The sequence below is a fragment of the Amycolatopsis benzoatilytica AK 16/65 genome, from assembly GCF_000383915.1.
In the GTDB taxonomy this organism is placed as follows: Bacteria; Actinomycetota; Actinomycetes; order Mycobacteriales; family Pseudonocardiaceae; genus Amycolatopsis; species Amycolatopsis benzoatilytica.
Map to the genome: position 1 here is coordinate 2,674,292 of NZ_KB912942.1, position 22,282 is coordinate 2,696,573.

The 22,282-nt window shown below is 67.5% G+C and carries 24 protein-coding genes; 14 read left to right on the top strand and 10 right to left on the bottom strand.

All coding sequences use genetic code 11. The features are described 5' to 3' along the window. Nucleotides 1-1,536, top strand: a complete 1,536-nt coding sequence (locus AMYBE_RS43345; protein ID WP_020659673.1) for a recombinase family protein — start codon at nucleotides 1-3, stop codon at nucleotides 1,534-1,536. A 90-nt stretch (nucleotides 1,537-1,626) separates the two neighbouring features. Here the strand turns inward: AMYBE_RS43345 and AMYBE_RS44820 are convergent, their stop codons facing one another. The 6 genes from AMYBE_RS44820 to AMYBE_RS0112300 form a co-directional block, all read right to left on the bottom strand. Continuing rightward, nucleotides 1,627-2,808, bottom strand: a complete 1,182-nt coding sequence (locus AMYBE_RS44820) for a hypothetical protein (RefSeq protein WP_154676178.1) — start codon at nucleotides 2,806-2,808, stop codon at nucleotides 1,627-1,629. 520 nt (nucleotides 2,809-3,328) lie between these two features. After that, the gene (locus AMYBE_RS0112280) at nucleotides 3,329-5,680 is read right to left on the bottom strand and encodes a hypothetical protein (RefSeq protein WP_020659675.1); all 2,352 of its coding nucleotides are present in this window, start codon (nucleotides 5,678-5,680) and stop codon (nucleotides 3,329-3,331) included. Next, nucleotides 5,677-6,405, bottom strand: a complete 729-nt coding sequence (locus AMYBE_RS41555; RefSeq protein WP_051124683.1) for a hypothetical protein — start codon at nucleotides 6,403-6,405, stop codon at nucleotides 5,677-5,679. The genes AMYBE_RS0112280 and AMYBE_RS41555 overlap by 4 nt, the downstream gene beginning before the upstream one ends. Beyond that, nucleotides 6,402-6,737, bottom strand: coding sequence for a hypothetical protein (locus AMYBE_RS0112290; protein ID WP_020659677.1), 336 nt, complete (start codon nucleotides 6,735-6,737; stop codon nucleotides 6,402-6,404). Before AMYBE_RS0112290 ends, AMYBE_RS41555 begins: the two co-directional genes overlap by 4 nt. Beyond that, the gene (locus AMYBE_RS0112295) at nucleotides 6,734-7,069 is read right to left on the bottom strand and encodes a WhiB family transcriptional regulator (protein ID WP_020659678.1); all 336 of its coding nucleotides are present in this window, start codon (nucleotides 7,067-7,069) and stop codon (nucleotides 6,734-6,736) included. Before AMYBE_RS0112295 ends, AMYBE_RS0112290 begins: the two co-directional genes overlap by 4 nt. Then, entirely contained in the window at nucleotides 7,066-7,260 is a 195-nt protein-coding gene (locus AMYBE_RS0112300; protein ID WP_020659679.1) for a MerR family transcriptional regulator, read from the bottom strand. Before AMYBE_RS0112300 ends, AMYBE_RS0112295 begins: the two co-directional genes overlap by 4 nt. A gap of 168 nt (nucleotides 7,261-7,428) precedes the next feature. Here AMYBE_RS0112300 and AMYBE_RS0112305 point away from each other — a divergent pair, with 168 nt between their 5' ends. Both AMYBE_RS0112305 and AMYBE_RS0112310 read left to right on the top strand, forming a co-directional pair. Then, a complete protein-coding gene (locus AMYBE_RS0112305; RefSeq protein WP_027927595.1) occupies nucleotides 7,429-7,809 on the top strand; it encodes a helix-turn-helix domain-containing protein in 381 nt (126 codons plus the stop codon). Nucleotides 7,810-7,991: 182 nt separating this feature from the next. Further along, entirely contained in the window at nucleotides 7,992-9,125 is a 1,134-nt protein-coding gene (locus AMYBE_RS0112310; RefSeq protein ID WP_027927596.1) for an NsdA family TPR-like regulatory protein, read from the top strand. On the opposite strand, the gene AMYBE_RS0112315 is transcribed toward AMYBE_RS0112310, so the two are convergent. Continuing rightward, complete coding sequence (locus AMYBE_RS0112315) at nucleotides 9,072-9,659, bottom strand: NUDIX hydrolase (protein ID WP_020659682.1); 588 nt, start codon at nucleotides 9,657-9,659, stop codon at nucleotides 9,072-9,074. The two genes, AMYBE_RS0112310 and AMYBE_RS0112315, sit on opposite strands and share 54 nt — an antisense overlap. 9 nt (nucleotides 9,660-9,668) lie before the next feature. Then, the gene (locus AMYBE_RS0112320) at nucleotides 9,669-10,835 is read right to left on the bottom strand and encodes an NsdA family TPR-like regulatory protein (protein WP_034286952.1); all 1,167 of its coding nucleotides are present in this window, start codon (nucleotides 10,833-10,835) and stop codon (nucleotides 9,669-9,671) included. Nucleotides 10,836-10,997: 162 nt separating this feature from the next. Here AMYBE_RS0112320 and AMYBE_RS0112325 point away from each other — a divergent pair, with 162 nt between their 5' ends. The 8 genes from AMYBE_RS0112325 to AMYBE_RS0112355 all read left to right on the top strand — a co-directional run bounded on the left by AMYBE_RS0112325 (nucleotide 10,998) and on the right by AMYBE_RS0112355 (nucleotide 16,984). Next, a complete protein-coding gene (locus AMYBE_RS0112325) occupies nucleotides 10,998-11,258 on the top strand; it encodes a hypothetical protein (RefSeq protein ID WP_020659684.1) in 261 nt (86 codons plus the stop codon). Further along, nucleotides 11,255-12,163 carry a Scr1 family TA system antitoxin-like transcriptional regulator gene (locus AMYBE_RS0112330; protein WP_084469970.1) on the top strand — a complete coding sequence of 303 codons (909 nt, stop codon included), beginning with the start codon at nucleotides 11,255-11,257 and terminating at the stop codon, nucleotides 12,161-12,163. The genes AMYBE_RS0112325 and AMYBE_RS0112330 overlap by 4 nt, the downstream gene beginning before the upstream one ends. 103 nt (nucleotides 12,164-12,266) lie before the next feature. Then, a complete protein-coding gene (locus AMYBE_RS0112335) occupies nucleotides 12,267-12,479 on the top strand; it encodes a hypothetical protein (protein WP_020659686.1) in 213 nt (70 codons plus the stop codon). Between the two features lie 132 nt (nucleotides 12,480-12,611). Next, nucleotides 12,612-12,923 (top strand): type VII secretion target, encoded by a 312-nt coding sequence (locus AMYBE_RS0112340; RefSeq protein WP_020659687.1) that lies wholly within the window; start codon nucleotides 12,612-12,614, stop codon nucleotides 12,921-12,923. Further along, on the top strand, nucleotides 12,923-14,641 hold the full coding sequence (locus AMYBE_RS41560) for an alpha/beta hydrolase (RefSeq protein ID WP_020659688.1): 1,719 nt from the start codon (nucleotides 12,923-12,925) through the stop codon (nucleotides 14,639-14,641). Before AMYBE_RS0112340 ends, AMYBE_RS41560 begins: the two co-directional genes overlap by 1 nt. Before the next feature lie 19 nt (nucleotides 14,642-14,660). After that, nucleotides 14,661-15,257 (top strand): LppA family lipoprotein, encoded by a 597-nt coding sequence (locus AMYBE_RS43970; RefSeq protein ID WP_158691351.1) that lies wholly within the window; start codon nucleotides 14,661-14,663, stop codon nucleotides 15,255-15,257. Between the two features lie 227 nt (nucleotides 15,258-15,484). Further along, nucleotides 15,485-16,339: a LysR family transcriptional regulator gene (locus AMYBE_RS0112350; protein WP_020659689.1), complete on the top strand. Its 855-nt coding sequence runs from the start codon at nucleotides 15,485-15,487 to the stop codon at nucleotides 16,337-16,339. A gap of 102 nt (nucleotides 16,340-16,441) precedes the next feature. Then, on the top strand, nucleotides 16,442-16,984 hold the full coding sequence (locus AMYBE_RS0112355) for a cysteine hydrolase family protein (protein ID WP_027927598.1): 543 nt from the start codon (nucleotides 16,442-16,444) through the stop codon (nucleotides 16,982-16,984). A gap of 8 nt (nucleotides 16,985-16,992) precedes the next feature. Here the strand turns inward: AMYBE_RS0112355 and AMYBE_RS0112360 are convergent, their stop codons facing one another. Both AMYBE_RS0112360 and AMYBE_RS0112365 read right to left on the bottom strand, forming a co-directional pair. Beyond that, on the bottom strand, nucleotides 16,993-17,616 hold the full coding sequence (locus tag AMYBE_RS0112360; RefSeq protein WP_020659691.1) for a hypothetical protein: 624 nt from the start codon (nucleotides 17,614-17,616) through the stop codon (nucleotides 16,993-16,995). A gap of 37 nt (nucleotides 17,617-17,653) precedes the next feature. Next, nucleotides 17,654-18,490 carry a lysozyme gene (locus AMYBE_RS0112365; RefSeq protein ID WP_020659692.1) on the bottom strand — a complete coding sequence of 279 codons (837 nt, stop codon included), beginning with the start codon at nucleotides 18,488-18,490 and terminating at the stop codon, nucleotides 17,654-17,656. A gap of 231 nt (nucleotides 18,491-18,721) precedes the next feature. On the opposite strand from AMYBE_RS0112365, the gene AMYBE_RS0112370 reads away from it, so the two are divergent. The 3 genes from AMYBE_RS0112370 to AMYBE_RS0112380 all read left to right on the top strand — a co-directional run bounded on the left by AMYBE_RS0112370 (nucleotide 18,722) and on the right by AMYBE_RS0112380 (nucleotide 22,255). Further along, the gene (locus tag AMYBE_RS0112370) at nucleotides 18,722-20,530 is read left to right on the top strand and encodes a hypothetical protein (protein WP_020659693.1); all 1,809 of its coding nucleotides are present in this window, start codon (nucleotides 18,722-18,724) and stop codon (nucleotides 20,528-20,530) included. A gap of 184 nt (nucleotides 20,531-20,714) precedes the next feature. Further along, complete coding sequence (locus AMYBE_RS0112375; RefSeq protein WP_020659694.1) at nucleotides 20,715-21,053, top strand: YciI family protein; 339 nt, start codon at nucleotides 20,715-20,717, stop codon at nucleotides 21,051-21,053. After that, nucleotides 21,050-22,255: an RNA polymerase sigma factor gene (locus AMYBE_RS0112380; RefSeq protein WP_020659695.1), complete on the top strand. Its 1,206-nt coding sequence runs from the start codon at nucleotides 21,050-21,052 to the stop codon at nucleotides 22,253-22,255. Before AMYBE_RS0112375 ends, AMYBE_RS0112380 begins: the two co-directional genes overlap by 4 nt. Nucleotides 22,256-22,282: the final 27 nt, after the last annotated feature.

Consider the following 22,282-nt stretch of genomic DNA (forward strand, 5'->3'; position numbering starts at 1 on the left):
ATGGGTGTTTCGCAACCACGTCGTGAGCGGGGCCGGACGCTGATCGAGCGCGACCCTGACCAACTGGTTTGGGTGCTGCTGGCCCGCGAGTCGCGGGAGGCAGGCGCGGAGGGCGACGAGCAGGTCAACTATCAGCTCGGCGACCTGCGGGAGTTCGTTGCCGGGATCGGCGGGCGCGTTGAGCGCGAGGTGCCGGAATCGAACGTGTCCTCGTTCAAGCGGCGGCGGGTCATGCTGCCGGACGGCACGTACGGATACCGGGTGGTGCGTCCGGACTGGGAAGCCACCATGACGGCATTGCGGCGTGGCGAGGCCAACGCGTTGGCCGGGGTCGACATCGACCGGCTGACCCGCGATCCGCGCATTCTGGAAGACTTGATCGACGCGGTCGAGCTGTACGGCATTTACGTCGCGAGCATGACCGGGAACATCGATCTTTCCACGGACGCGGGTATTTCGGCTGCGCGGGGTCTGGTGAATCAGCGCAACACCGAGTCGCGGAATACCTCGCGGCGCGTGTCGGACGGGAAGCGGCGCGCGGCAGCGCGAGGCCAGCACAACGGTGGTCGGATGCGGCCGTTCGGATGGCGAAAGGACCGGGTCACGATCAACAAGCGGGAAGCCGCGCACATCCGGCGGGAGCTTCCGCGCATTCGCGCAGGAGTTTCGCCGTTGACGCTGGCGAACGAGTGGAACAAGCGTCGAATTCCTACGGTGACAGGTGTACCGTGGCGCGCAGGGACGGTCCGCAACATGTTTCTCCGGCCGCGTATGTGCGGCCAGGCTGTGTATCGCGGCGAGGTCGTGAAAGACGAACAAGGGAAACCCGTTCGCGGCAGGTGGGAGCCGATTCTTACTGATGACGAGCACGCGGAAGTGGTGCGCGCGTGGGGGCCGTCCGGACCGGAGTCGCATTCCCGGCTCGGAGGCAAGGGCCGGGGCTATCGCACGAACCATCTCCTGTCGCCGTTCGTGCGATGCGGCAAGTGCAACGCGCGCATGATCGGTTCATCGCGCCGAGACCAACGCACCAAGGAGCTTGTGGAGATCTACCGGTGCCCGACGAAAGGACAGGGCGGGTGCGCGGGCATCGCGCGCAGCGCCGAACCGGTGGATGCGTACGTGACTGCGTTGGTGCTGGCCGAGCACGAGAAGATCCAGTCTCGGAAATTCGAGGACCTGCCCCCATGGCCGAAACAGAAGGAACTGGATGACGCGGAGGACAGGATTGCCGAATCCACGCGCGAGTATGAAGCGGGTCGCTACTCGGCGGAGCGGTACTTCCCGAGCCTGGCGCGGATGGAAGCGCAGGTTGCAGAGCTGCGGCGCGAGGCGCGCAGGTACGAGCGACGGCGTGACTCGCGCCGCGCTGTGGTCGCGAACCTGCGGAAAGAGTGGGACAAGCCGGACTTCACGATCGAGCAGAAACAGGCCGCGATCGCGAAAAGCTTGGTAGCCGTGGTCATCGGACCTGCGAACAAGGGCGGCCGGTTCCACCCGGACCAGATCACGCCGATCTTCCGCGATGACGCGTGAAGTGCTAGACAGAAGTAGGCGGCCCCATGCTCCCCTCCCCCTCAGAGCATGGGGCCGCCTTTCGTACGCCAGAGACGGGGCCGTGAACCGTCACACCATTTGCTTGAGCGCGTCGTAGAGCCCGTTTCCCGCCGCGCCTATGATCAGCTGACTGGCCACGCCCAAGATCACTGTCACAGCTCTGCGCACTGCGTCCGTGACCGGCGCGTTCTGTTCAACGGCCGTGGCGATCGTCTCGGTCTCTCGTTCCACGGTAACGAGCGCGTGTTCGTTGAGTTGCGCTCGCAACTCCGGCTGCCGGAGAACTCCGAGCAGTTGGCGCAACGCAGCAAGTTCCGGTTTTGATACGCCCTCGGTCGAGTGGTGAACGTTGCTCGCGGTGCCCGAGTCCCGAGCAACGAAACCCACGTTGTGGTCGCCGAACTGCATAACGCCGTCGTTGTTGATGGTCATCGGTCGTCGCTCCTCTGCGTCCGGGATTAGTTCGATGCCGCGCCTGCGTTCGCTCGATAACAGCCACACCTTGCCAGCACCAGTCAGGGTCAATCGCTTAGCGTCTAGGCCGATCATTCCCAGCCGAGCAGCAGCGTCCATCGCACGCCGGGCAAGGTCTTCCGGCCATCCGGCCCTGCCCAGCTTAGTCAAGCAGTCTTCCGCCGACAGGCCGGGACGATCCTTCCATAACATGCGGAGGAACGCCGTGACAAGCGGCTCCAGTTCCTCAAACTGGGATTTCACGGGCTTCGGCTTACGGAACCGGGCCATGGGGTCAGTCAGCTTGAACACGACCAGCTTCTCAAACGGTAAGAACTCGCCGTGGCTTCCAGAGACGTATCCAACTCGACGGCAGTGTGCCTTGCCGTGATGTACAAAAGTGGCAGCGATCTGCGTTACTTGAACGGTGCCGTGTATCCGGAATTCGCCCGGCTCGGCGAAAGCCTTGGGTGCCGGAGCCAACACCCACATTCCGGGCAGCACCGAATCGGCTGCCATCCATTCCCACCGCACACCAGGCGTGAACCACATCGTAGCCAGCAATAAAAGGCCGGTTCCGCCTGCAATTCCCCCGGCAAGGCCGAGTCCGGCTGTCACTCCAATAGTGCCTAGTCCGAATAACGCGATCGCAACGCCCGCCACGTTGCCTAACTGCACGGCTGTACGGCAACGCCCCAACGGACGCCTGCCACCGTTCGGCAAGTAATGGTCGAAATTCGGACAGGCAGCCACGTCGAAGCGAACGATTGCACCCGCCGCATGCCCAAACAACCCCATGGCAACCCTCCCCGGTTACGAGCTACGGCGTGGATCTTACGTGCTTGTACCCGCAACCGGGCGGATTTCGGCGGCCGAAACGCTGAGTCTCCGGGGACAGAAGCCGCAGCCCGCACCCCGTGCGGGCGCGGGCTGCGGGTCCGGCGGATGTGCTGGTCCGCTTCCTGGGGATTGTCAATCAGCGAGATCGAGTCCGTAGATTCCCGCTACCTCCTTGGCCCATTGGCGGGATCGTTCGGGGGCGTTGAGCAGTTGTTGCTGTGCCCACTGCTCGGGCGTCGGGAGCGCAGGCACCGCGTCAGGGGTGTCGCACCGGGCGCGTCGCGCGGCGGCGGTCTGCCGGTTTCTGCTCTGCGTTTTCGGCGGACTCTCCTGCTGCGCATTGTCCCCATCTTCGCCGGTACCGTCGGTGTCACCGCTGCTGGCGGGTTGAGGCTCGTGGGTGAGGCCATCGTCGCTGCCTTTCGTCCTGCTGTGCGGTGTCGTCGGTCGGCGGGTGGCCCCGGCGGTGCCGGGTGATTTAGGCACCATCGGCAGCCGTGGGGAGGGAGTCCGGCCATGCGGTTTCCCCGCCGTGATTCGAGGGGCTTCCGGCGGCGTCCCGGGAGGTGTCGAAGCGCCTCCCCTTGCCACGTTTTCCCTGCTCGGAGGGGGGAGTCGGGGTGTTTCCGCGGTCGGGGAGAACTCCCCGGCTCCCCTCGCCCTCCCTGGGCTCTTCCCCCTCTTGTTCGTCCTCCCGCGTGGCGAGCGCGGATGACACGTCGTCGGCGCGTACAACCATGACACCATGGGATTTGGCCGGGGCCAGACCGTGCCGGGTGAGGGCGGCCGAGAGGTCGGTCAACGTCCATCCGCCGTACTCGTCGGGGTTGTGAGCGATGAGCCGGGCGAGCACGGTTTGCGTCCTGACCCGCTTCTCCCCGGCGCACGCCTCCGCGATGTCGGCTAGGTGGTCGGCCGGTGCCGGTTGTTCGTTCTCCTTTGCTGTGGTGAGGGCGACCGGCCGCCCGTGTTCGGCGAGCAAGGCCATAGCGCGGGCGACGACCGGAGTCACCAGGTCGGTTCCGTCCTCAAAGGTCACGTAGAAGGTGCGGACCAGTTCCCACGGCTCGTCGGTGATTCCGACGGCCACACACGTGCCCCGGTCGGTCTTCATCCGCAGTTCGGTCGCGCGGATGCCCGCCCGATACCGGCCGGCGCCCAGCAGCCCGTCATTGGCGATGTGGTCGGCCACGGCGAACGCCACCCCGCACGAGACGTTGCGGGTGATCTCCTTGGGAATGCTGTCTTTCGTGGGCGACTGCGTGGCTAGAAGAAGGATGATCCCGTACTTGCGGCCGCGTTTGATCAACCGCACGGCCAGTTCTTCGGCCTGCCGCCCGTATTTTTTGTGCTGGAACAGTTCGTGACACTCGTCGATGGCCAGGATCAGCGGGTGCAGCCCGAGCCCCGGCCGGTCGGCGAGCTTGCGCGAGACCTTCGGCGGCCGCCCCGGCTGGGAGCCCAACGTTCGGCCGCGTCGTTCCATCTCCTCCGTGAGGTCCCTCAACGCCGTCACGGCATCGGCCGCGACTGAGTCGTCCATCCCCATCCGGTAGCGGCTCAGGCGCGGGGCCAGCGGTTCGAAATCGGGACTCTCGCCCATGACGAAGACCCACAGTTCGGCGGTGGGGTCCAGAGCTGCGCCGAGCAGCAGCGTCCGCATCGCCGAGGTCTTGCCCTGCCCCGGACGGCCGCCGATGAGCCAGTTCGCTTCGAGCAGCGGCGCGTTGACGATCAGGCCGCGCTGAGTCAGCCCGAACGGCACGCCCATGAACACGTCGGCTACGCCGTCGTGCAACAGCGGCCAGTCGCCTGCCCCGCCTTGCAAGGTGCCCTTGTCGGCCACCCAGAGATCCAGCACTCCGTCTTCATCGCCTTTGGTGGGCCAGGTTTCCAGTGATGCGCGCCCGAGGTTGGCGGCGAGCGTGGGACGGCGGTCGGCGACCATGTCGGCGGTCACCCCGAGCGGCAGGCGGATGCGAGCGAAGGTGCCGTCCCCGTCCTTGCGCGCAGCAGTGAGGTAGACGAGTTCCCCGCCGCTCTTGAAGAACGCGTTCAGAGGTGCGACCCCAAGATGCGCGAGGGCACGGGAGATCAGCCGTTCGTCCACCCAGGAATCGGCGTCCGCCCGGTCCGGCTGAGTCAGCCACGCTGCGCCGGGGGTGCGGTCGCGTCCTTCCCACACTGCCGCCACGGCCCAGCCGATCGGCCCGAGAGCTGCCAGCCACGAGACCGTGAACCGGACCGCTGCCACGCAGAAATCCCGCACGTCGTAGACCGCGACGAGCCAGCGCGGCATGTCCGCCCGATCGACCAGCATCTCGACCAGTGCGAGCAAGACCAGCACCACTGTGAGCACGGCGGCCGTGACCAACGCCCGGCGCATCCCGATACCGAGTTTTGCCCATCGCGCTTTGGCATCTGCGCGGATGGTCTCCTGCGCGTCCCGGCGGGCTTGAGTATCCCCCGACATCCGGGCTTGCCGCACGTCGCTGCGTAGATCCGCGTAAGTGGCCCCCGTCCAAGCTTTCGCGACCCACCGGCCGTGCCCGCGCAGCAAGAACCACAATAGCCGCGCCACATCGACCGGGAATTTCCGCACGCGATAGGCGAGCAGACCCCGCCACCGTGCGACCCGCCCGGACTCCCGGACGCGGCCGATCAGGTACCCCGTGCACTCGATGAACGCCCGACGCACCACGGGTACCGGCCGCCGCTCCGCCCTCTCTGCATTCTGCCCGGTGTCGGACACGACTTCCGCGTCATAGATCTTCGGCACTAGCTCGCCCGTGCGGTTCTCCGTGCTCTGCGGGTTCTCGGCGGCGTTCATCGGGCATCGCCCCCGTTCTCAGTGATGAGGGTGGCGGCCAGACGGGAGGACAGCCCGCGTGAACAGCCGGTGACCTCCCGTACCCATGCCGGGGAAACCACCGTCTCCGGCGTCCGAGCCTCCCGAGCAACGGTCAGGTATTCCGTGAACGACGTGCGGTGCCGACGCTGCGAGTCCTTGCCCGCCGACCCACCCGGACCAGGCGCGGAAAGATCGGTCTCAACTTCGGCCGGCGCCGTTGCGGCCGGGCGCGCACTTGTCTGAAGAGCGGCGTTCATGAACGCCGCCGACCGGGACACGGCCATGGCAGTGCCGAGCTTGTCCCGCAGGTCGGTCACTGCCTCGGCGGCGACGAACACCACCAGCGGCGGCACCGAATGCAACACCACCCCGGCTGGGCTCCCGGCGGTGAACGCTTCCCACGTGTTCATGACGTACGTGGCCGCGAGCGTGAACCACTTGGCCGCCCGCACCCACCGACCGGTGCCGACCCCGTGCCGTGCGGTCACCTGCTCGGCACGCAGGATCGCAAGCAGCACCACCGACACCATCGGGTCCAGCAGCCACGCCGTGCACCACGGCAGCGACCAGGCCGCCGCACCCTGCGCGGCGAACTGCTGGACGTTGGTCATCGTGAACGCCAGCCCAAGCAACACACCCGACCAGCACAAACGATCCACCTGTACCGCAACCCGGTCCACCGATTCGGCCCCAACAGCGTTCATCGGCGCTCACCGCCTCGGCGGCGTCCCGTGGTGTCGAGAGACGTGACCGTCAGGACGCGGGTCAGGACGTAGGCGGCGATCAGGTCCGGCGCGCCGAGGACCACCAGCACCAACGCCGGGTTGTGCGCATGGGTGATCACCAGCCACTGAACGCCCATGAACGCCGCGCCCATGAACAGGACACGCCCGGCGAGCGAGACCACGCGGGAGCCTTCGCGAGCCGCATCCGCTGCCCGCCGTGCCTTCCGCGCGCCGTACCGCCACACCATGAAAAGCGCCGTCAGCGCACCGGCTCCGACGAGAATCTGTGTCGACGTCAGGTTGAGCGTCATCGCGCATCACCGCCTTGGCGGCGGTGGAGCCACACCGGGCAGAGGGCACGCCGGTCGGTGTCCGGCAATGCACCCCACACGCCAAGCGCGTCCGACCCGGCAGTGCGAAGGTCCAGCTCCCGGCACTCGTCGATCACCGGGCAACCGGCACACATGCGGAACGCCAGCTCCCGGTCCGGCGTAGTTTCGCCGGACAGCTGGGGAAAGTCGGCCCGGTCGAACGCCCAGAAGCACAGGCCGTCGCGGGCTACCACTTCGCTCAGGACGTCGTCCGGAACTTCGGCGTACCGGTCGAGCTGAGCAGCCATCTCCTCGTAGTCGTAATCGGTCATCGCGCACCGCCGTCGAGCACGCGCCGCAGTTCGGCGGCGGAGATGACGAGCCGGGAGCGCCGACGCTCCGCGCGGAGCGTGCCGACCCGGATTGCGCGGCTTACCTCGTCTCGGTCGACGCCGAGAATCCACGCGGCATCGGCCAGGGAGTAGAACGCCGGTCCACCGGCGTCAGGAGAGTTCTTAGTCATTAGTTGAGTCCCTTGAAGTCACGAACGATAATTTCATCGCGAATATCACGCTGATTTAGTCGCTTCGGAGCACGCGAATAGTCCGAACGCGCGACGCGGTGTCGATCTCGACCCCGCGGATTCCGTTAAGCGCTAATGTCGGCGCTGAGGCGGACCACGGAGGAATGGGTGTCGGAAGACTGGGCGGCGGTCGCGAGGGCCATCAACGAGCGCGTCCACGAGCTCGGCTGGAAACAACGCGAACTGGCCGAACGCGCGCAGGTCTCCCAGGCGATCGTCCGCGAAATCCAGAACCACACCGTGGAGCGCAAGCGCAGCGATCGGACGCTCGAAGCGCTGGCCCTGGCCCTCGACCTGCACCCGCAACACCTGGTCGCCGTGCTGCACGGCCGCATCCCGCCGGCGCCCGGCCAACCGCGCGAGGACATGGAAGACGCCGTGTCCGCGCGGCTGGCGGTCATCGAGCGCAGGCTGTCCGACATCACCGACGAACTGGCGGCGCTGCGCGGCGACATCGCCGACGCACTGAGTCGGCCCGACAGGCATTAGGAGCGCCATGCCTGGGGGCGGCGACGGCCTTTGCGTCCGGCGAATCGGTTCGTTTCCGTTTGCGTTCATGCCTCAAGGAAACGGCACCGGGACACGTTTTCGCAGGTGGCTGAGGTTAACCGCGGCTCCATTAACTGCAATTAACTGCGCAGGTCAAAGCGGTTATCAGCGGGGTGGAACCGTTGGCTGAGACAAGGCTTCAAGCGGTTCGCCGCAACCTCGGATACAAGGCCGACGACGTCATCAAGATGCTTCTTCGCCGAGCCGACACGCTTGCTGTTCCCGTCATGTCGGCGACCAGCCTCAAAACCAAGTTGTCGCGTTGGGAGAACGGCCGCGAAGCGGTCAGCCAGCCGTACCGGCGACTCTTCCGCGACGTCTACGGCCGGACCAACGAAGAACTCGGCTTCCCCGAAGAGGAGGCGAACGACGAAGCGGACGAGCTGATCTCACGGCTAGCCCAAGCCCGCTCGGTCGACGCCGGGACAGTCGAGATCTTCCGGCGACAGGTCGACCAGGCTCGACATGTCGACCGCCGGTTCGGAGGCGTCGCACTGCTCGATCAGCTCCGCAGCAGCATCGAGCAGATTCAAGACCTACTGGCCTTCAGCACGACGCACGGGCAACGCCATGCATTGGCTGGCGTGCTGACCGAGGCTTCCGCGCTAGCCGGGTGGGAAGCGCTCGACCGCAACGCAATCCGTCAATCGTGGGAGCACCACGAGACCGCGAAGGCGGCCGCGCGCGAAGCTGATTCGCCGATCCTGCTCGCGCACTCAACGGCGCAACAGGCATTCATCTTGATCGACCTCGGCGAAGTCGAGTCGGCCGTCGGCCAGCTGGCCGAAGCGCGCGCACTTGCGGCACGCACGGCTCCGCCGGTGCTCCGCGCATGGATGGCAGCAGCGCACGGGGAAGGGCTTGCGGCGGCAGGGCAGCGGGACGCCGCGCTCAGGGCGTTCGACTCAGCGGGTACGCAACTGCCCGCTGACCCTGTGGACCCGGCGTTGCCGTTCCTCTTTCTTGGCGGAGCGCACCTTGACCGGTGGCGCGGCAACGCGTTGAGCAAGCTCGGCGAACCGGATGCGATCCAGCAGCTTGCCGCCGCGCTGCCTCGCCTTCCGCCGGACTTCATCCGCGCCAAAACCGGAATGCTGGTCGACCTGGCTTTCGCTCACGCGGCGGCTGGCGATCGAGACGCCGCGCTCGATCACGCGCGGCAAGCACGTCGGCTTGCCGCGCAGATCAAGTCAGACCGTCAGCTACGCCGTCTCAGCGGACTGATCTTGCCCGGCAGCGCCTCCGCCATTGCGTGACGCGATGTAGTACAGCAGCGGAACCAGCGCTCCCGCGCCAAGGATTTCCTTACGCAGAGCCAGTTCCGGAATCCTGGACAGCGGAACCCACTCCAGACGACCGACTTCCTCAGTATCGGTCGGCTCGCCGACCTTTTCGGCCTCGCGCCACAGATAGACGTCGGTCGGTGCCGTCACCTGGCCCGGCAGCGGCTCGAAGCCGATCAGGTGCTCGGCCTCTCCGATTGGCTGATAGCCGCTTTCCTCGCGGATCTCACGCGCGGCCGTTTCGGCGGGGTCCTCGCCGTCCTCCACCAGGCCGCCGAGCAGTTCGTACCCCCACTGCTCAGTGGCGAACCGGTAGCGCCACAGCATCAGGACCTGGTCCTGATCGTTCACAATCAGACCGATCGCGATGGGGGCCAGATGGACAACGTGGTACTCCCAGCGCTCCCCGTTCGGTGCTTGAACGTCTGTCAGCCCGAGGCGCACCCACTTGTTGTCGTAGACGGTCCGTTCGCCGAAGGTCTCCCAGGACCCAACCTCGTCAGTCACCCCGGGAGCCTAGCGCGATTCGATGCGAGCCTTAAGACGTTCAAGGCGGCGATGCTGGCGCGCCGAACCGATGTCGGCTGCGAGGGTCTGCGCGCGGCGGATGTGCGCCCTGGCTTGTTCGTGTTCCCGCATCGCGACAAACGCCGTCGCCAGGTCAACCCGCAGCGCGGTCTCCGCTCGCACGAACGTCGGATCGAGCCGGTTGAGCGCGTCCGTCAGCACATCAACCGCTTCCGGCTCACCAATCCTGGCCAGTGCGTGGCCTCGCCAGCGCCCCAGGTGGACCGCGTCCAACGCGAGATACGGTCCGGTGTCCTGCTGGTCGTCGCCCACCAGCAGCGAGGCAGCGTGATCGAACGCGCGCAGGCTCGCCGAGCGCTGGCCGTCAGCGGCGAGCACCTCGCCGTGCGCGGCGGCCAGCCATGACCTGAGCAGGCGGTTCGTACTGCGGTCCGCGTCCCGGCGAACGGTCTCCATTAAGTCGACCGCCGCCGCCGAATCTCCTATATCCAGCAACACGAACGCCTGGCCCGCCCGCGTGTGCGCCTCGAACGCGGGGTCCGCCGGTTCCTTGGCGGCCGCCGTCCCGCGCTCATAGTGCTGCCACGCTTGTGACACATTGCCCAGGTCAAGCGCCTGCCAACCGGCGAGCGTTCGCAACTCTGAAAGCAAGGCCGCCAGCTTTTCGCGTGTGGTCGGCATGACGCTGTGACCCGTCAGCTTGCCGACCTGATCGATCTTCGCGACCACCTCATCGTGCGCGAGGATCGCGCCCAACTGCCGGTCAAGCCGACGCGTGACGTTGAGCTGATCCCGCAAGAAGCCAAGCAGCGTGTCATCAACGCGGGCAGACGCCCGGAGCAAGGCCCGGAACTCCCCGTCGTCGGTGGTCTTCCGGGATTCCCGAGGCGGGGCAAGCAACTCGTCAATTCCGACGCCGAAGATCCTCTCCAGTAGCCTCGCAGTGGCGGGCTGAGGTCGGCCTAACGGCTTGCCGCCGTCACCGCGCCCGGAGGCGAGCCGCTTCACATGCCGCGCACTGAGCGTGCCGGGTTCGCCGCAGTCCTTCCCGAAGTTCGTCGCGAACGTGGAGAACTCTTCATAGGTCTCGTGCCGCTCGCGGATGAGGTGTTCGAGCACAGTGCGCGGAGGGCGTGACTCCTGCTCATGGCCCATCCCGCACTCCCGTCCTGCCGTGGCCCCTCCGGGGCACCGCGGTGGCCCTTCCATGACCTTTCGATGAAATCAGTCTAACTGCGACGCTGATGTCAGCGCAGCTAGTGGCGCCGGCCAGTTGGATCACCGACTGCGGAAGGCCTGGTGGATCGGAGGTTTCTCATGGGCTGGTGGATCAGCTACGACGGCACAGAGATCGACACAGATCCGGACACCGGTTCGGTCATCTGTGAGGACCAGACTGTCCGGATCTTCGCCGAGTCCATGCTGAGCCACATCCAGCGAGGCATCACCGTCAAGGCGCTTGCCGAGCGGACCGGGCTCGACGAGTTCCTGATCGGCGTCGCGCTCGACGTCGCCCGGGAACATCGGCTCTGGGCTGACACTGGCGAGATCATCGCTGCGCACGGGCTGGCCGAATGAAGCAACGCCACAACCGCAGCGGCGGATGCCGCGCACGGTCGGCGCTCCTCGGCGTAGAAATACGCGCCGCGCGCGAAGAGAAGCAATACGGAGTGAGGGAACTAGCCCGGCGAATCGGCGTGAACCCGGCGCAGCTCAACAGTTGGGAATCGGCCCTGCGGAGCCCCGACATGATGGACGTCGCCGGAATCCTCGGCGCTCTCGGAGTGGTCGGCGACCGGAAGCAACGCATCTTGGAGGTCGCCAGGCTGGCCGAGTCCGAAGCTGTCGTGCTAGGCCAGGCAGGCAAACCGCGTCACATTGCGGCTGCGGAGTCATGTGGCCGCATGGCGCGCAGCATTGTCGACTGGCACCCGTTCCTGATTCCGGACATCGTGCGCACTCGTGCCTATGCCGAAGCTGCGCTCCGCCTCAGCGCGTTCCCTCGCGAGGCCGTGAATGAGGACCTGCTCAACACGCGGACGCTGGCCGCCGTGGGTCACCTTCACGAAAACGCAGACGTCGCTATCTTCATCGGCGAGCGAGCGATCACGCATACCATCGGCGATCCGCTCCTCGCCTCGCAGCAACTGGAGTTCCTGCGCCTGCTGGCCGATCCCCAACGCACGCCGAACGTCACCATCAACATCGTGCCCAGCCACAACGGTGGAGCGGAGCAGGCATTTACCCGCTACTACACCCACGCAGGGCCGATCACCTACGTCTCCCACGGATTCTGCGGCTCGTTCACGCTCGACCATCAGGAACTCTACGGCGCGGTCATCGACCAGCTCGCCGCCACGGCCTGCAACCCCAGAGAGTCAGCGATCCTGATCGCCGAACACGTTCGGCGGCTTCATCGCGGGCTTCCCGCTGAGAACCGCGACGCCGATGCGTTGTCCGGCGAGGCGGAGCCAGGCACCTGAGCCCACGGACCAGCGGATCTTGCCCTGCTGCCGGAGCCAGCCGCTGACCTGCGGAAATGCGAGCGCACGGAATTGATGCGACGAATGAAAGGAACACGACGATATGGCGTCGGACAAGCCGGAAATATCGGCGGAGGAACGAGAGGCTGAACTGCGTGATGTCCTGGGAGCTGCGGCCGAGAAGCTGCGGCAGGCAGTAACCGCGCGCGAGGTGCCACCTCGAATCGGAGCATCGCTCGCGGAGTGCTTGGACGCGCTCACCGCACAATTGCCCGAACTCCGGGAATCCGGCGGCGAGCACGCGGCGGATGAGTAGAAGTACTCACCCGCCGCGTGAGTAGTCGTGCCTGAGTGAGAGGGTAGTGTCACCCGACTGTGCCCACAGGCGTGTATCGCCTCGTCCCGTTCCCGTATCCTGTGACGGAACGGTCACGGGGAGGGATCGAGTATGGGTTTCACGACGGTGCCGGATGCCTTGCGCGGGGCGCGCAGCGCGGCTGGCGAGAAGGTGGGCAGTCTGCGCGGCACGGACTACGTGGAGCCGGTCGGCCGGGTGGCGGGTGCCGTGCAAGGCGGTAGTGCGGCGGCAGCCGCAGCGCACTGTCAGGACGCCTTGTCCGCCACGTTCACCAAATGGTGCGCCGATGCGCAGCGCCTCGCCGATCACCTCGGCGTGGCCGCCGACCGGTATCAGCAGGGCGACCACACGGCGGCCGGGGTGTTCCCATCCGCCGCGCCGACGATGCACGGGCCGCGCTGATGGTGTCGCTAGCCGATGTCCGTGCCTGGAATCCCGGCACGCTGGACGAGATCTGCTCACTCTTGCAGGCCCGGGCACAGGTCCTCGTCCACGACGGGGACGACTACGGCAAGGTCCTGCCCGTCGAGGGCTGGAGCGGGCCAGCGGCCGACAACGCGGCCGAACAGCACCGGGCGTTGATGCGGCAACTGGACACGATCGCCGCCGGAGCCACCGCGATGGGCAAGGCCATCGGGCAAGCGTCCGACGCCATCACCGGTGTCCAACACGCGCTGGCCAACGCCGACGAACTGGCCCGGAAATACGGATTCCAGATCACCGATGCGGGCGGCATCACCGACACGTATGCGGGCAAGCAACCGCCGCCGGAGATGCACCCCGAAGACCGGGAACGTACCCACACGCAATTGGTCGACGAGGTCGCGCAGATCCTGCGCACAGCGAACGACATCGATGCCGATCTCGCGTCAGTGCTGGACCGCGCGGCGGCGGGCCAGTTCGGCACCGGTGACGAATCCACCGTCGCCGCAGCAGCCGCAGACGGGGTCAAAGACCCTGGCCTCACGCTGCCGGAACCGCCGCCGAACGCGACCGCGTCGCAGAACGCCGCCTGGTGGGCCACCCTCTCTGAGGCGGGGCGGAACATCCTGTTGCGAGATCATCCCGATTGGCTGGGAAACCGTGACGGCCTGCCCGGCGATGTCCGCTCGAAGGCGAACATCGCCCGGATCCCCGGCGAGCGGGCCGACCTTCAACGTCAGCTTGACGAGGCAAAGAAGAACCTCGAACTCGTCAAGGACCAGTCCTACCGGCCTCCTAACATGCTGCCCGACGCACTAGCCGACGTCCGTAAAATCGAGGCGAAGCTCGCGTCCCTGAACACGATCGAAACTACGCTCGCAAAGGGCGACCGGCAGCTACTTACCCTGGACGCATCAGGAGACAGGCTAAAAGCCGCGATAGCAGTCGGCAATATCGACACAGCGAAGCACGTCGCTGTCTTCACGCCGGGCTTTACTTCCACAGTGGACCACAGCATGGCTGGCTATGACACCGATATGGAGAATCTCCAGAAGCACACACAGTTGATTTCGTCTCGGTACGGTGACGGCGCTCAGGTCGCCACTGTCGCATGGCTGGGCTATGAGGCTCCACAGAACGACGATGTGATCAACGGCAACCTATCGGTGGGATCTGACCATCTTGCGCAGATTGGCGCAAAGAAGCTCGACGGCTTCCTCAACGGGATCGGTGCATCCCATGAAGTGCAGAACCAGCCGTTGCACCTGACCGCGCTCGGCCACTCCTACGGAAGCCTCACCACCGGCATCGCACTGCAACAATCGACGCCCGTGAACGACGCGGTCGTTTTCGGCTCCCCGGGGCTTGATGCCCAGCAACGCGGCGACCTCCAAGTGCCGCAGGGTCATCTGTTCTCCGCTGGGGCCGATCAGGACTCGGTGCCGAAACTTGACGTCGCCAACCACTTCGGGGTTTCCCCCTACGACATGCCCGGCATCGACCGCATGAGCACCGGCGATGCAGTCACCGTGGACGGCACACCTGTGCACGCGACCCACACCCACGGCCAGTACCTCGACGACGGCTCGACATCGCAGTACAACATGGCCGCGATTACGGCAGGTCGTCCTGACCTTCGTGTCAACTACGTCGCGCCTCCACCGCCGCCTCCGCCCCACATGCCCACCCATCGATGACAAAGGCCACGTCGATCACATGAAAAACCACCTCATTCGCGGACTGGCCAGCGGAATCGTCGTTCTCGCGCTGGCCAGCTGCACTAACCCGGGCACGCAGGAGCCAACTATGAACTCGGACGAGAAGACTGCGGCTCAGCAGTTCAGCCAACTCATGCAACGTCCGGATATCAACCAGGTGGCAGCGCGCTACGACGAGATGTTTCAGAAAGTTCGGGAACAACTGGCGGCCAAATTCCCGGCACTCCACTGGAAGCAGACAGATCAGCCTGGCCGGGCTGGCTGCAGCCAAGAATTCGCGGCAATCGATGTCTCTGGACGCGCCGACGCCGAGACGCACAGCTTTCCCATCTGGACAGCTCCAGGAAATCTGCCCGATGCGGAATGGCAGCAAGCCGCGGCCGACGTTCGTGAAATCGCTCGAAACTACGGCTTCGACGCCGGACAAGTCACCGTACAACGACCTAACGATAACGAGATTGTTTTTCGTGACCAGTACCGAGCTGAGCTTAACTTCGGCTCCGCCATCAACACGACGCTACTGGTTCGCACCGGGTGTCATCTGACGGCAGAAGCCAAGAAGCGGGGCAGCCTCGCACCCATCCCTTCGTATTGAGATCCGCGTAATCCTGCCACCCAGTACGGCCGAGCGGAGCGAACAGCGGGCTAAGTTCGGGAGCGAGCGCGTGATTTGGGTCAGTGCAGGCTCCGCCCGGGTGTCTCCGGCCAGAACCGAGATGTAGGCGCTCACCCCATCGTTCTCGCCAGTCGAGCGGTACCACTGTGCTGCACATGAGCATCTGTGCAGGTGGAAGGGTAGGTGTGGAGTGCACTAGAAGACTCATGGTTGTCGCCGAAGAACTGCATTTCACTCAGGCTGCGGAGCGGCTGCACGTCGCTCAGCCCGCGCTGTCCAAGGCGATCCGCCGATTGGAGAGCGAGCTGGGCTTTCCGTTGTTCGCGCGAAGCCGGCATTCAGTGGCGCTGACGTCGGCCGGACTGGCGCTGCTGCCCGGGGCGCGCGCGGTGCTCGCCGAACTCGACGCGGCGGTGCGGGTGGCCCAGACCGCGCATCGCAGCGCCGCGCACGTGCTGCGCGTCGGGTATCACTCCAGCGTCGGGTCCGACCTGCTCGGGCCGATCATCGACGAGTTCCGCCGGCTGCGGCCCGGCTGGCAGGTGGAGCTGCGTGCCGGGGACTGGTCCGATCCGGCCGGCGCGGTGCTGGCCGGACGCAGCGATCTGGTGCTGCTGCGTCCGCCGGTGCCCGGGCAGGAGGACCTCGACCTGGCGGTTCTGCGCAGCGACGACCGGTGGGTCGCGTTGCCCGCCGGGCACCGCCTCGCCGACCGGGAGGTCGTGCGTCTGGCCGAGCTGGCCGGCGAACCGTTCGTGGCTATGCCTGCCGAATCAGGTCCGTTCCGGGATTTCTGGCTGGCTCGCGACCGGTTCGCCGAACCGCCGGTAATCGGTGCCGAGGTGAACAACACCGACGACTGGCTGGAGGCGATCGCCACCGGACGCGGCGTCGCGCTGCTGTCGGAGACCAGCGTCCGGATCCACCGCCGCCCCGGGCTGGTCTACCGGCCGGTGCCGGGCGCGGGCCGCAGCGAGCTGGTGGTGGCGTGGCGGTCCGGCAGCACGGACCCGGTGCTGCGCGATTTCGTGCGTGCGGCAACGGAAATCTCCGGCGGCTGAGCGCGTGCGGGGCTCGCCCGCGCGCCGGTGTTTGCCGGTAGTTTCGGCCAGGCACACGTTCGTTCTTCAGGCCGCCCCGGCGCGGCCGGACGGGAGCTCGGCTTGAGGACCGCATTGATCGTCGGCGACCTGCAGCGCGGCATCACCGGCAGCTACCCGTTCGCGAAACAGGCCGCCGGGCCGGTCGCCGACCTGCTGCCGCGGGCTCGCGCGGCCGGCGTGCTGGTGGTGTTCGTGCACTTCGCGTTCCGCGGCAACGGGGCCGATCTGGTGCCGGGCAGCGAGTTGTACCGGTCGTTCTTCGACGCGGGCGAAGCCTTCCACGAGGGCTCCCCCGGCACCGAGATCGACCTTCCGGCGGCCGAGGAGGACGTCGTGGTGCTCAAGCGCCGCGCCAGCGCGTTCGCCGGCACCGACCTCGACCTCGTGCTCCGCGCCCGCGGCGTCGACACGGTCGCGATCGCCGGGGTGGCGACCAGCGCGATGGTCGCGGCAACCGCCTACGACGCTTCCGACCGCGGCTACCACGTCACCGTCCTCCGCGACGGGTGCGGCGACGACGATCAGTCGGTGCACGACTTCTTCGTGGACACGGTCTTCCCGCGCCGGGGCTTCCGAGTCGTCCCCTGCGCCGGACTGGCCTGACCGGCGGGTCAGGCCGCGTCCCGCGACAGCGCCAGCTTTTCGTCGAAATCCTCGGCCCAGAAAGACAATTCCAGCGTCTTCAAGCTGGCCCAGTGTGCGAACATCCGGTGCTGCACGATCATCGTCGGGCACAGGACGCCGAACAGCACCGCGCTGCCCGCCGCGAACCACGGCTTCGTCCCGGCGAACAGCTCGACCACGGCGGCCACGAATCCGAGCGCCATCGCCGGGCTGGCGCTCCGCAGCATCAGCCCGGTGCTGCGGGTGCGCGTCACCTCGGTGGCCGCGTCCGGTTCGTGCATCTGCAACGCCGCGAACAGCAGGAACGAGTCCGCTTCGACGAACGCCCGCCCACGCGCCGCCGGGTTGCGGCGGAGAAATTCGGCCCGGACGTCGCGGGTGCGGCGGCGCGGCAGCCACCTGCTGAACCGGGCGCCGAGCGGATAGGCGAGGTAGCCCAGCAGGTAGCTCGCCACCACGACTCCGGCGACCACCAGCACCGCCGGGCCGCGGGTGAGGGAGGCCAGGTCCAGCCAGTGCAGCCGGCCCGCGACGTAGGCCAGCAGCGCCAGGTACAACGCGCCCGGGATGGCGTAGGTGAACACTTCGAAGAGTCCGACGGCGAAAGTCACCCGCCGATCCAACTAGGTCCCGGACCGCCGGACAAGGTCAGCCGCGGGCCAGCGCCTGCACCCGGTTCATCGGGCCGTTGTAGTAGTTCTGGTCGCCCGGCAGCGTGCCGCCGCGGGCGAACTGCCAGATGCTCTGCTTGTCCCAGCCCGCCGGGAGTTCCCCGATCTGGGCGGCGTACCGGGCGAGCCACAGCGGGTTCGTGTCGCCGAACCGGTCGGTGTTGCCGGTGCAGAGCTTCCACCAGGACGTCGAGGTGTAGATGACCGCGCTGCGGCGCTGGGTGGCCAGGTAGCGGCGGGCGAAGTCGGCGATCCAGGCGGTCATGTCGGCCTGGCTCTTGCCGTAACAGGCGTCGCCGTACGGGTTGTACTCGATGTCGAGCGCGCCGGGCAGCGTCATCCCGTCGCGGCGCCATCCGCCGCCGTGCGCGATGAAGTAATCGGCTTGCTGCGCGCCGCCCGAGACGTCCGGGCGGGCAAAGTGGTAGGCACCGCGGATGATGCCGGCGTTGTGCGCGCCGTCGTACTGCTGGGAGTACTGCGGGCTGACGAAACCGGTTCCCTCGGTCGCTTTCACGTAGGTGAACTGCGCGCCGGCGTCGCGGGCCTGCCCCCAGTCGATCGGACCTTGGTGGCCGCTGACGTCGTGGCCGAGCGTCTGTGCGACGTCCGGGTCGAACCTCGGCGTGCCCTGTGCGCCTTCGTGCAGGTAGATCTGCGAGCCGGCGACAGTATCGGCGGCCTTCGAGTAGTCGGCCGCCGAAGCCGGGCCCGCGATCGCGAGGCCGCAGATGAACGCCAATGCCGACACGGTCGCGGCCAACCCGAGCCGGCGGCGCGCCGCCCGGGATTTTTCCGGTGCTGTCCGGGTCATCGCGTCGCTCCGATCTCCGCGGCGGCAGGTCCACCGTCATCGTGCGGGACGAATCGGCGGGCGGCGCGGCGCGTCACCCGGACGTGAACGAGTTTCCGGTAGCCGGAATTCCGGCCGGTGGTCCAGACAACTGTGACCGACTTGTGACCCGCGTCACGGACCGGGGGATCTAATTTGTTGTGACCAACCACAAACTGGTGGGTAAATCCCCTACCCCGGAGGTGTCCTCACGTGAACCGGACTAGCCGACCGCCCGGCCGGCACCGGCCGACCGCCGTCCTCGCACTGGCGCTGCTGGCCGCCGCAGGACTGGCCGTCCCCGCCGCCGCCGCCCCCTCCGCCGCTGGTCAGGCCGGCTGCACCGGGCAATCCGACCAGCCGGACTTCGGGCCGAACGTGCACGTGTTCGACCCGTCCATGCCGGCCGCGACGATCCAGGCGCAGCTGGACAAAGATTTCGAAGCGCAGAAAGACACCCAGTCCGCGCAGTTCGGCCCGGGCCGGGTGGCGCACCTGTTCAAGCCCGGCACGTACGGAATTCACGACAACGTCGGCTTCTACACCTCGGTCGCCGGCCTGGGCCAGAACCCGGACGACATCCAGATCAACGGCGACATCACGGTGGACGCGTTCAACCCGTCCGACGGCGGCTCCGCGCTGCAGAACTTTTGGCGGTCCGCGGAGAACATGGCGGTGACGCCTTCCAGCGGGAGCGACCGCTGGGCGGTCTCGCAGGCAGCGCCGTTCCGCCGGATGGACATCAAGGGCGGGCTGCAGCTGTTCCCGGCCAGCTACGGCTACGCGAGCGGCGGGTACGTCGCGGACACCCGGGTGTCCGGCCAGGCCGCATCGGTCTCGCAGCAGCAGTGGTACACGCGGGACTCGGCGCTGGGCAGCTGGGACGGCGGCGTGTGGAACATGGTCTTCTCCGGGACCAGCGGTGCGCCGGCGAACTCGTTCCCGAACCCGCCGGAGACCACACTCGCCACGACGCCGGTGTCCCGTGATGTGCCGTACCTGTACGTGGACAGCGGCGGCAACTACCGGGTGTTCCGTCCCGCAGTGCGCACCAACGCTTCCGGTCCGAGCTGGGCGAACGGCGGCACGCCCGGCGATTCGGTGCCGATGAGCCAGTTCCGGGTCGTCAAGCCCGGCGACTCCGCGGCGAGCATCAACAGCTCGCTCGACGCGGGCTGCAACCTCTTCTTCACCCCCGGCATCTATCACCTGGACCAGACGCTGAACGTCACCCGTCCGGACACGACAGTGCTCGGCATCGGCTACCCGACGCTCATCCCGGACAACGGCGTGGACGCGATGCACGTGTCCGATGTGGACGGGGTGCGGGTGAAAGGCCTGCTCTTCGACGCCGGGACGCAGAACTCGCAGGCGCTGTTGACGGTCGGCGAAAGCGGCAAGCACACGAGCCACGCCGCGAACCCCGTCTCGCTGCAGGACGTGTTCTTCCGCGTCGGCGGCGATCAGGCCGGGAAGGCGACGAACAGCCTGGTGGTCAACAGCGACGACACGATCGTCGACCACGTGTGGGCCTGGCGCGCCGACCACGGCAACAGCGGGACGGTCGGCTGGACCACGAACACCGCCGACACCGGCTTGCTGGTCAACGGCGACAACGTGACCGCGACCGGGTTGTTCGTCGAGCACTACCAGAAGTTCCAGGTGGTCTGGAACGGGCAGAACGGGAAGACAGTGTTCTTCCAGAACGAGATGCCCTACGACGTGCCGGACCAGGGTTCCTGGAACTCCGCCCCGGGAACGGCCGGGTACGCCGCGTACAAGGTGGGCGCGGGCGTCACCACGCATGAGGCGTGGGGTCTCGGGAGCTACTGCTTCTTCGACACGAACCCGGCGGTGTCGAGCTACCACGCGTTCGAGGTGCCGCAGAACGGCGGGGTGAAGCTGCACAGCCTGCTGACGGTGTCGCTGAACCACCGGGGTTCGATCACGCACGTGGTGAACGACGCGGGTGCCGTGACGCCGGACGGGACCAAGCCGTCGAACCTGCCGAACTACCCCTGAGCCGTCCCCGACCGACGGTCCGTGAAGGGCCCCTTGCCGGACTTGGATTCCCTCAAGGGGCCCCTCGCGGAATCGGCAGCGACCCGGCAACCCGGGAGTTAGGCTCTCGACTAGGCGGCCGACGTGCACGTCAGCGAGGTGCTCGCGCGTCCGGCCCGGCAGCGCTGACTGACGGAGGTGTCCCATGCCGCAGTACCTGCTCGGGATCTACCAGCCGGACGGCGGGGTCCCGGACGCCGAGACCCTCGCCGACATCGTGGCGCGTCTCAACGCGGTCACCGACGAGATGAAGTCCGCCGGCTCCTGGGTGTTCTCCGGCGGCCTGCGCCCGCCTGCCGACGCCACGGTGATCCGGGCGTCCGGCGGCCGTGTCCTGCACACCGACGGGCCGTTCGCCGAGGGCAAGGAACACCTGGGCGGCTTCACCATCGTGACCGCGCCGGACCGGGCCGCGGCGGCGGAGTGGGCGCGCCGGATCTCGGAGATCACCACGCTGCCGGTGGAGATCCGGCAGTTCCAATGACCAGTCCGGCGGTGCTCGACAGGGTCGTCCGGGCCGAGCGCGGCCGCGCCGTCGCAGTCCTGACCCGCGTCTTCGGCGATCTCGACCTCGCCGAGGACGCGGTCCAGGAGGCCTGCGCGATCGCCGCCGAGAAGTGGCCGGCCGATGGGCTGCCGCCAAGCCCCTCCGGCTGGCTCATCACCACTGCCCGCCGGCGCGGCATCGACCGGCTCCGCCGTGATTCGGCTCGGCTGGACCGGCACGCGCAGGCAGCGCTCCTGCACGCGGACGAGCCTTTCGACGAGGGCGCGGTGCCGGACGACCGCCTGCGGCTGATCTTCACCTGCTGTCACCCTGCGCTCGGGATGCCCGCTCGCGTCGCGCTCACCCTCCGCTTGCTGGGCGGGCTGAGCACGGGCGAGATCGCGTACGCGTTCCTGGTGCCGGAGCCGACGATGGCGCAACGCATCGTGCGGGCGAAAGCCAAGATCCGCGACGCCGCGATCCCCTACCGGGTCCCCGCCGAGGCCGATCTGCCGGACCGGCTCGACGGCGTGCTCGCCGTGCTGTATCTGATCTTCACCGAGGGACACACCGCCAGCGCCGGCGCCGAACTGGGCCGTCCGGACCTGGCTGCGGAGGCGGTCCGGCTGGCTCGCGTCCTGGCCGCGCTGCTGCCCGGCGAACCCGAGGTGCTGGGCCTGCTGGCGTTGCTGCTGCTCACCGAATCCCGCCGCGCTGCCCGGCTCGGCGCGGACGGCGTCCCGGTGCTGCTGCCCGACCAGGACCGGAGCCGCTGGGACCGGGCGTTGATCGCCGAGGGCCAGGACCTCGTCCGGGACTGCCTGCGGCTCGACCGGCCGGGCCGCTACCAGCTGCAGGCGGCGATCAGCGCCGTGCACAGCGACCGCACCGACTGGGTCCAGATCCTCGCGCTCTACGACCAGCTGCTCGCTGTGCAGCCGACGCCGGTTGTCGCGCTCAACCGGGCGGTCGCGGTCGCCGAGGTCGACGGCCCGGCGCTCGCATTGGCCATTGTGGACGGTGTGGAGCTCGGCGACCGGCACCTGTTCCACGCGGTCCGGGCCGATCTGCTGGCCCGGCTCGGCCGCTGCGCCGAATCGGTACGGGCCTACGACGAGGCGCTGCGACTGGTGGCCAACGACGCCGAACGCCTGCTGCTGGCCAGGAAACGCGCCGCGGTGGCGTCCGGCGGACAGTGATCGCAGTCGCAGGCCCCGGCCGGCGGT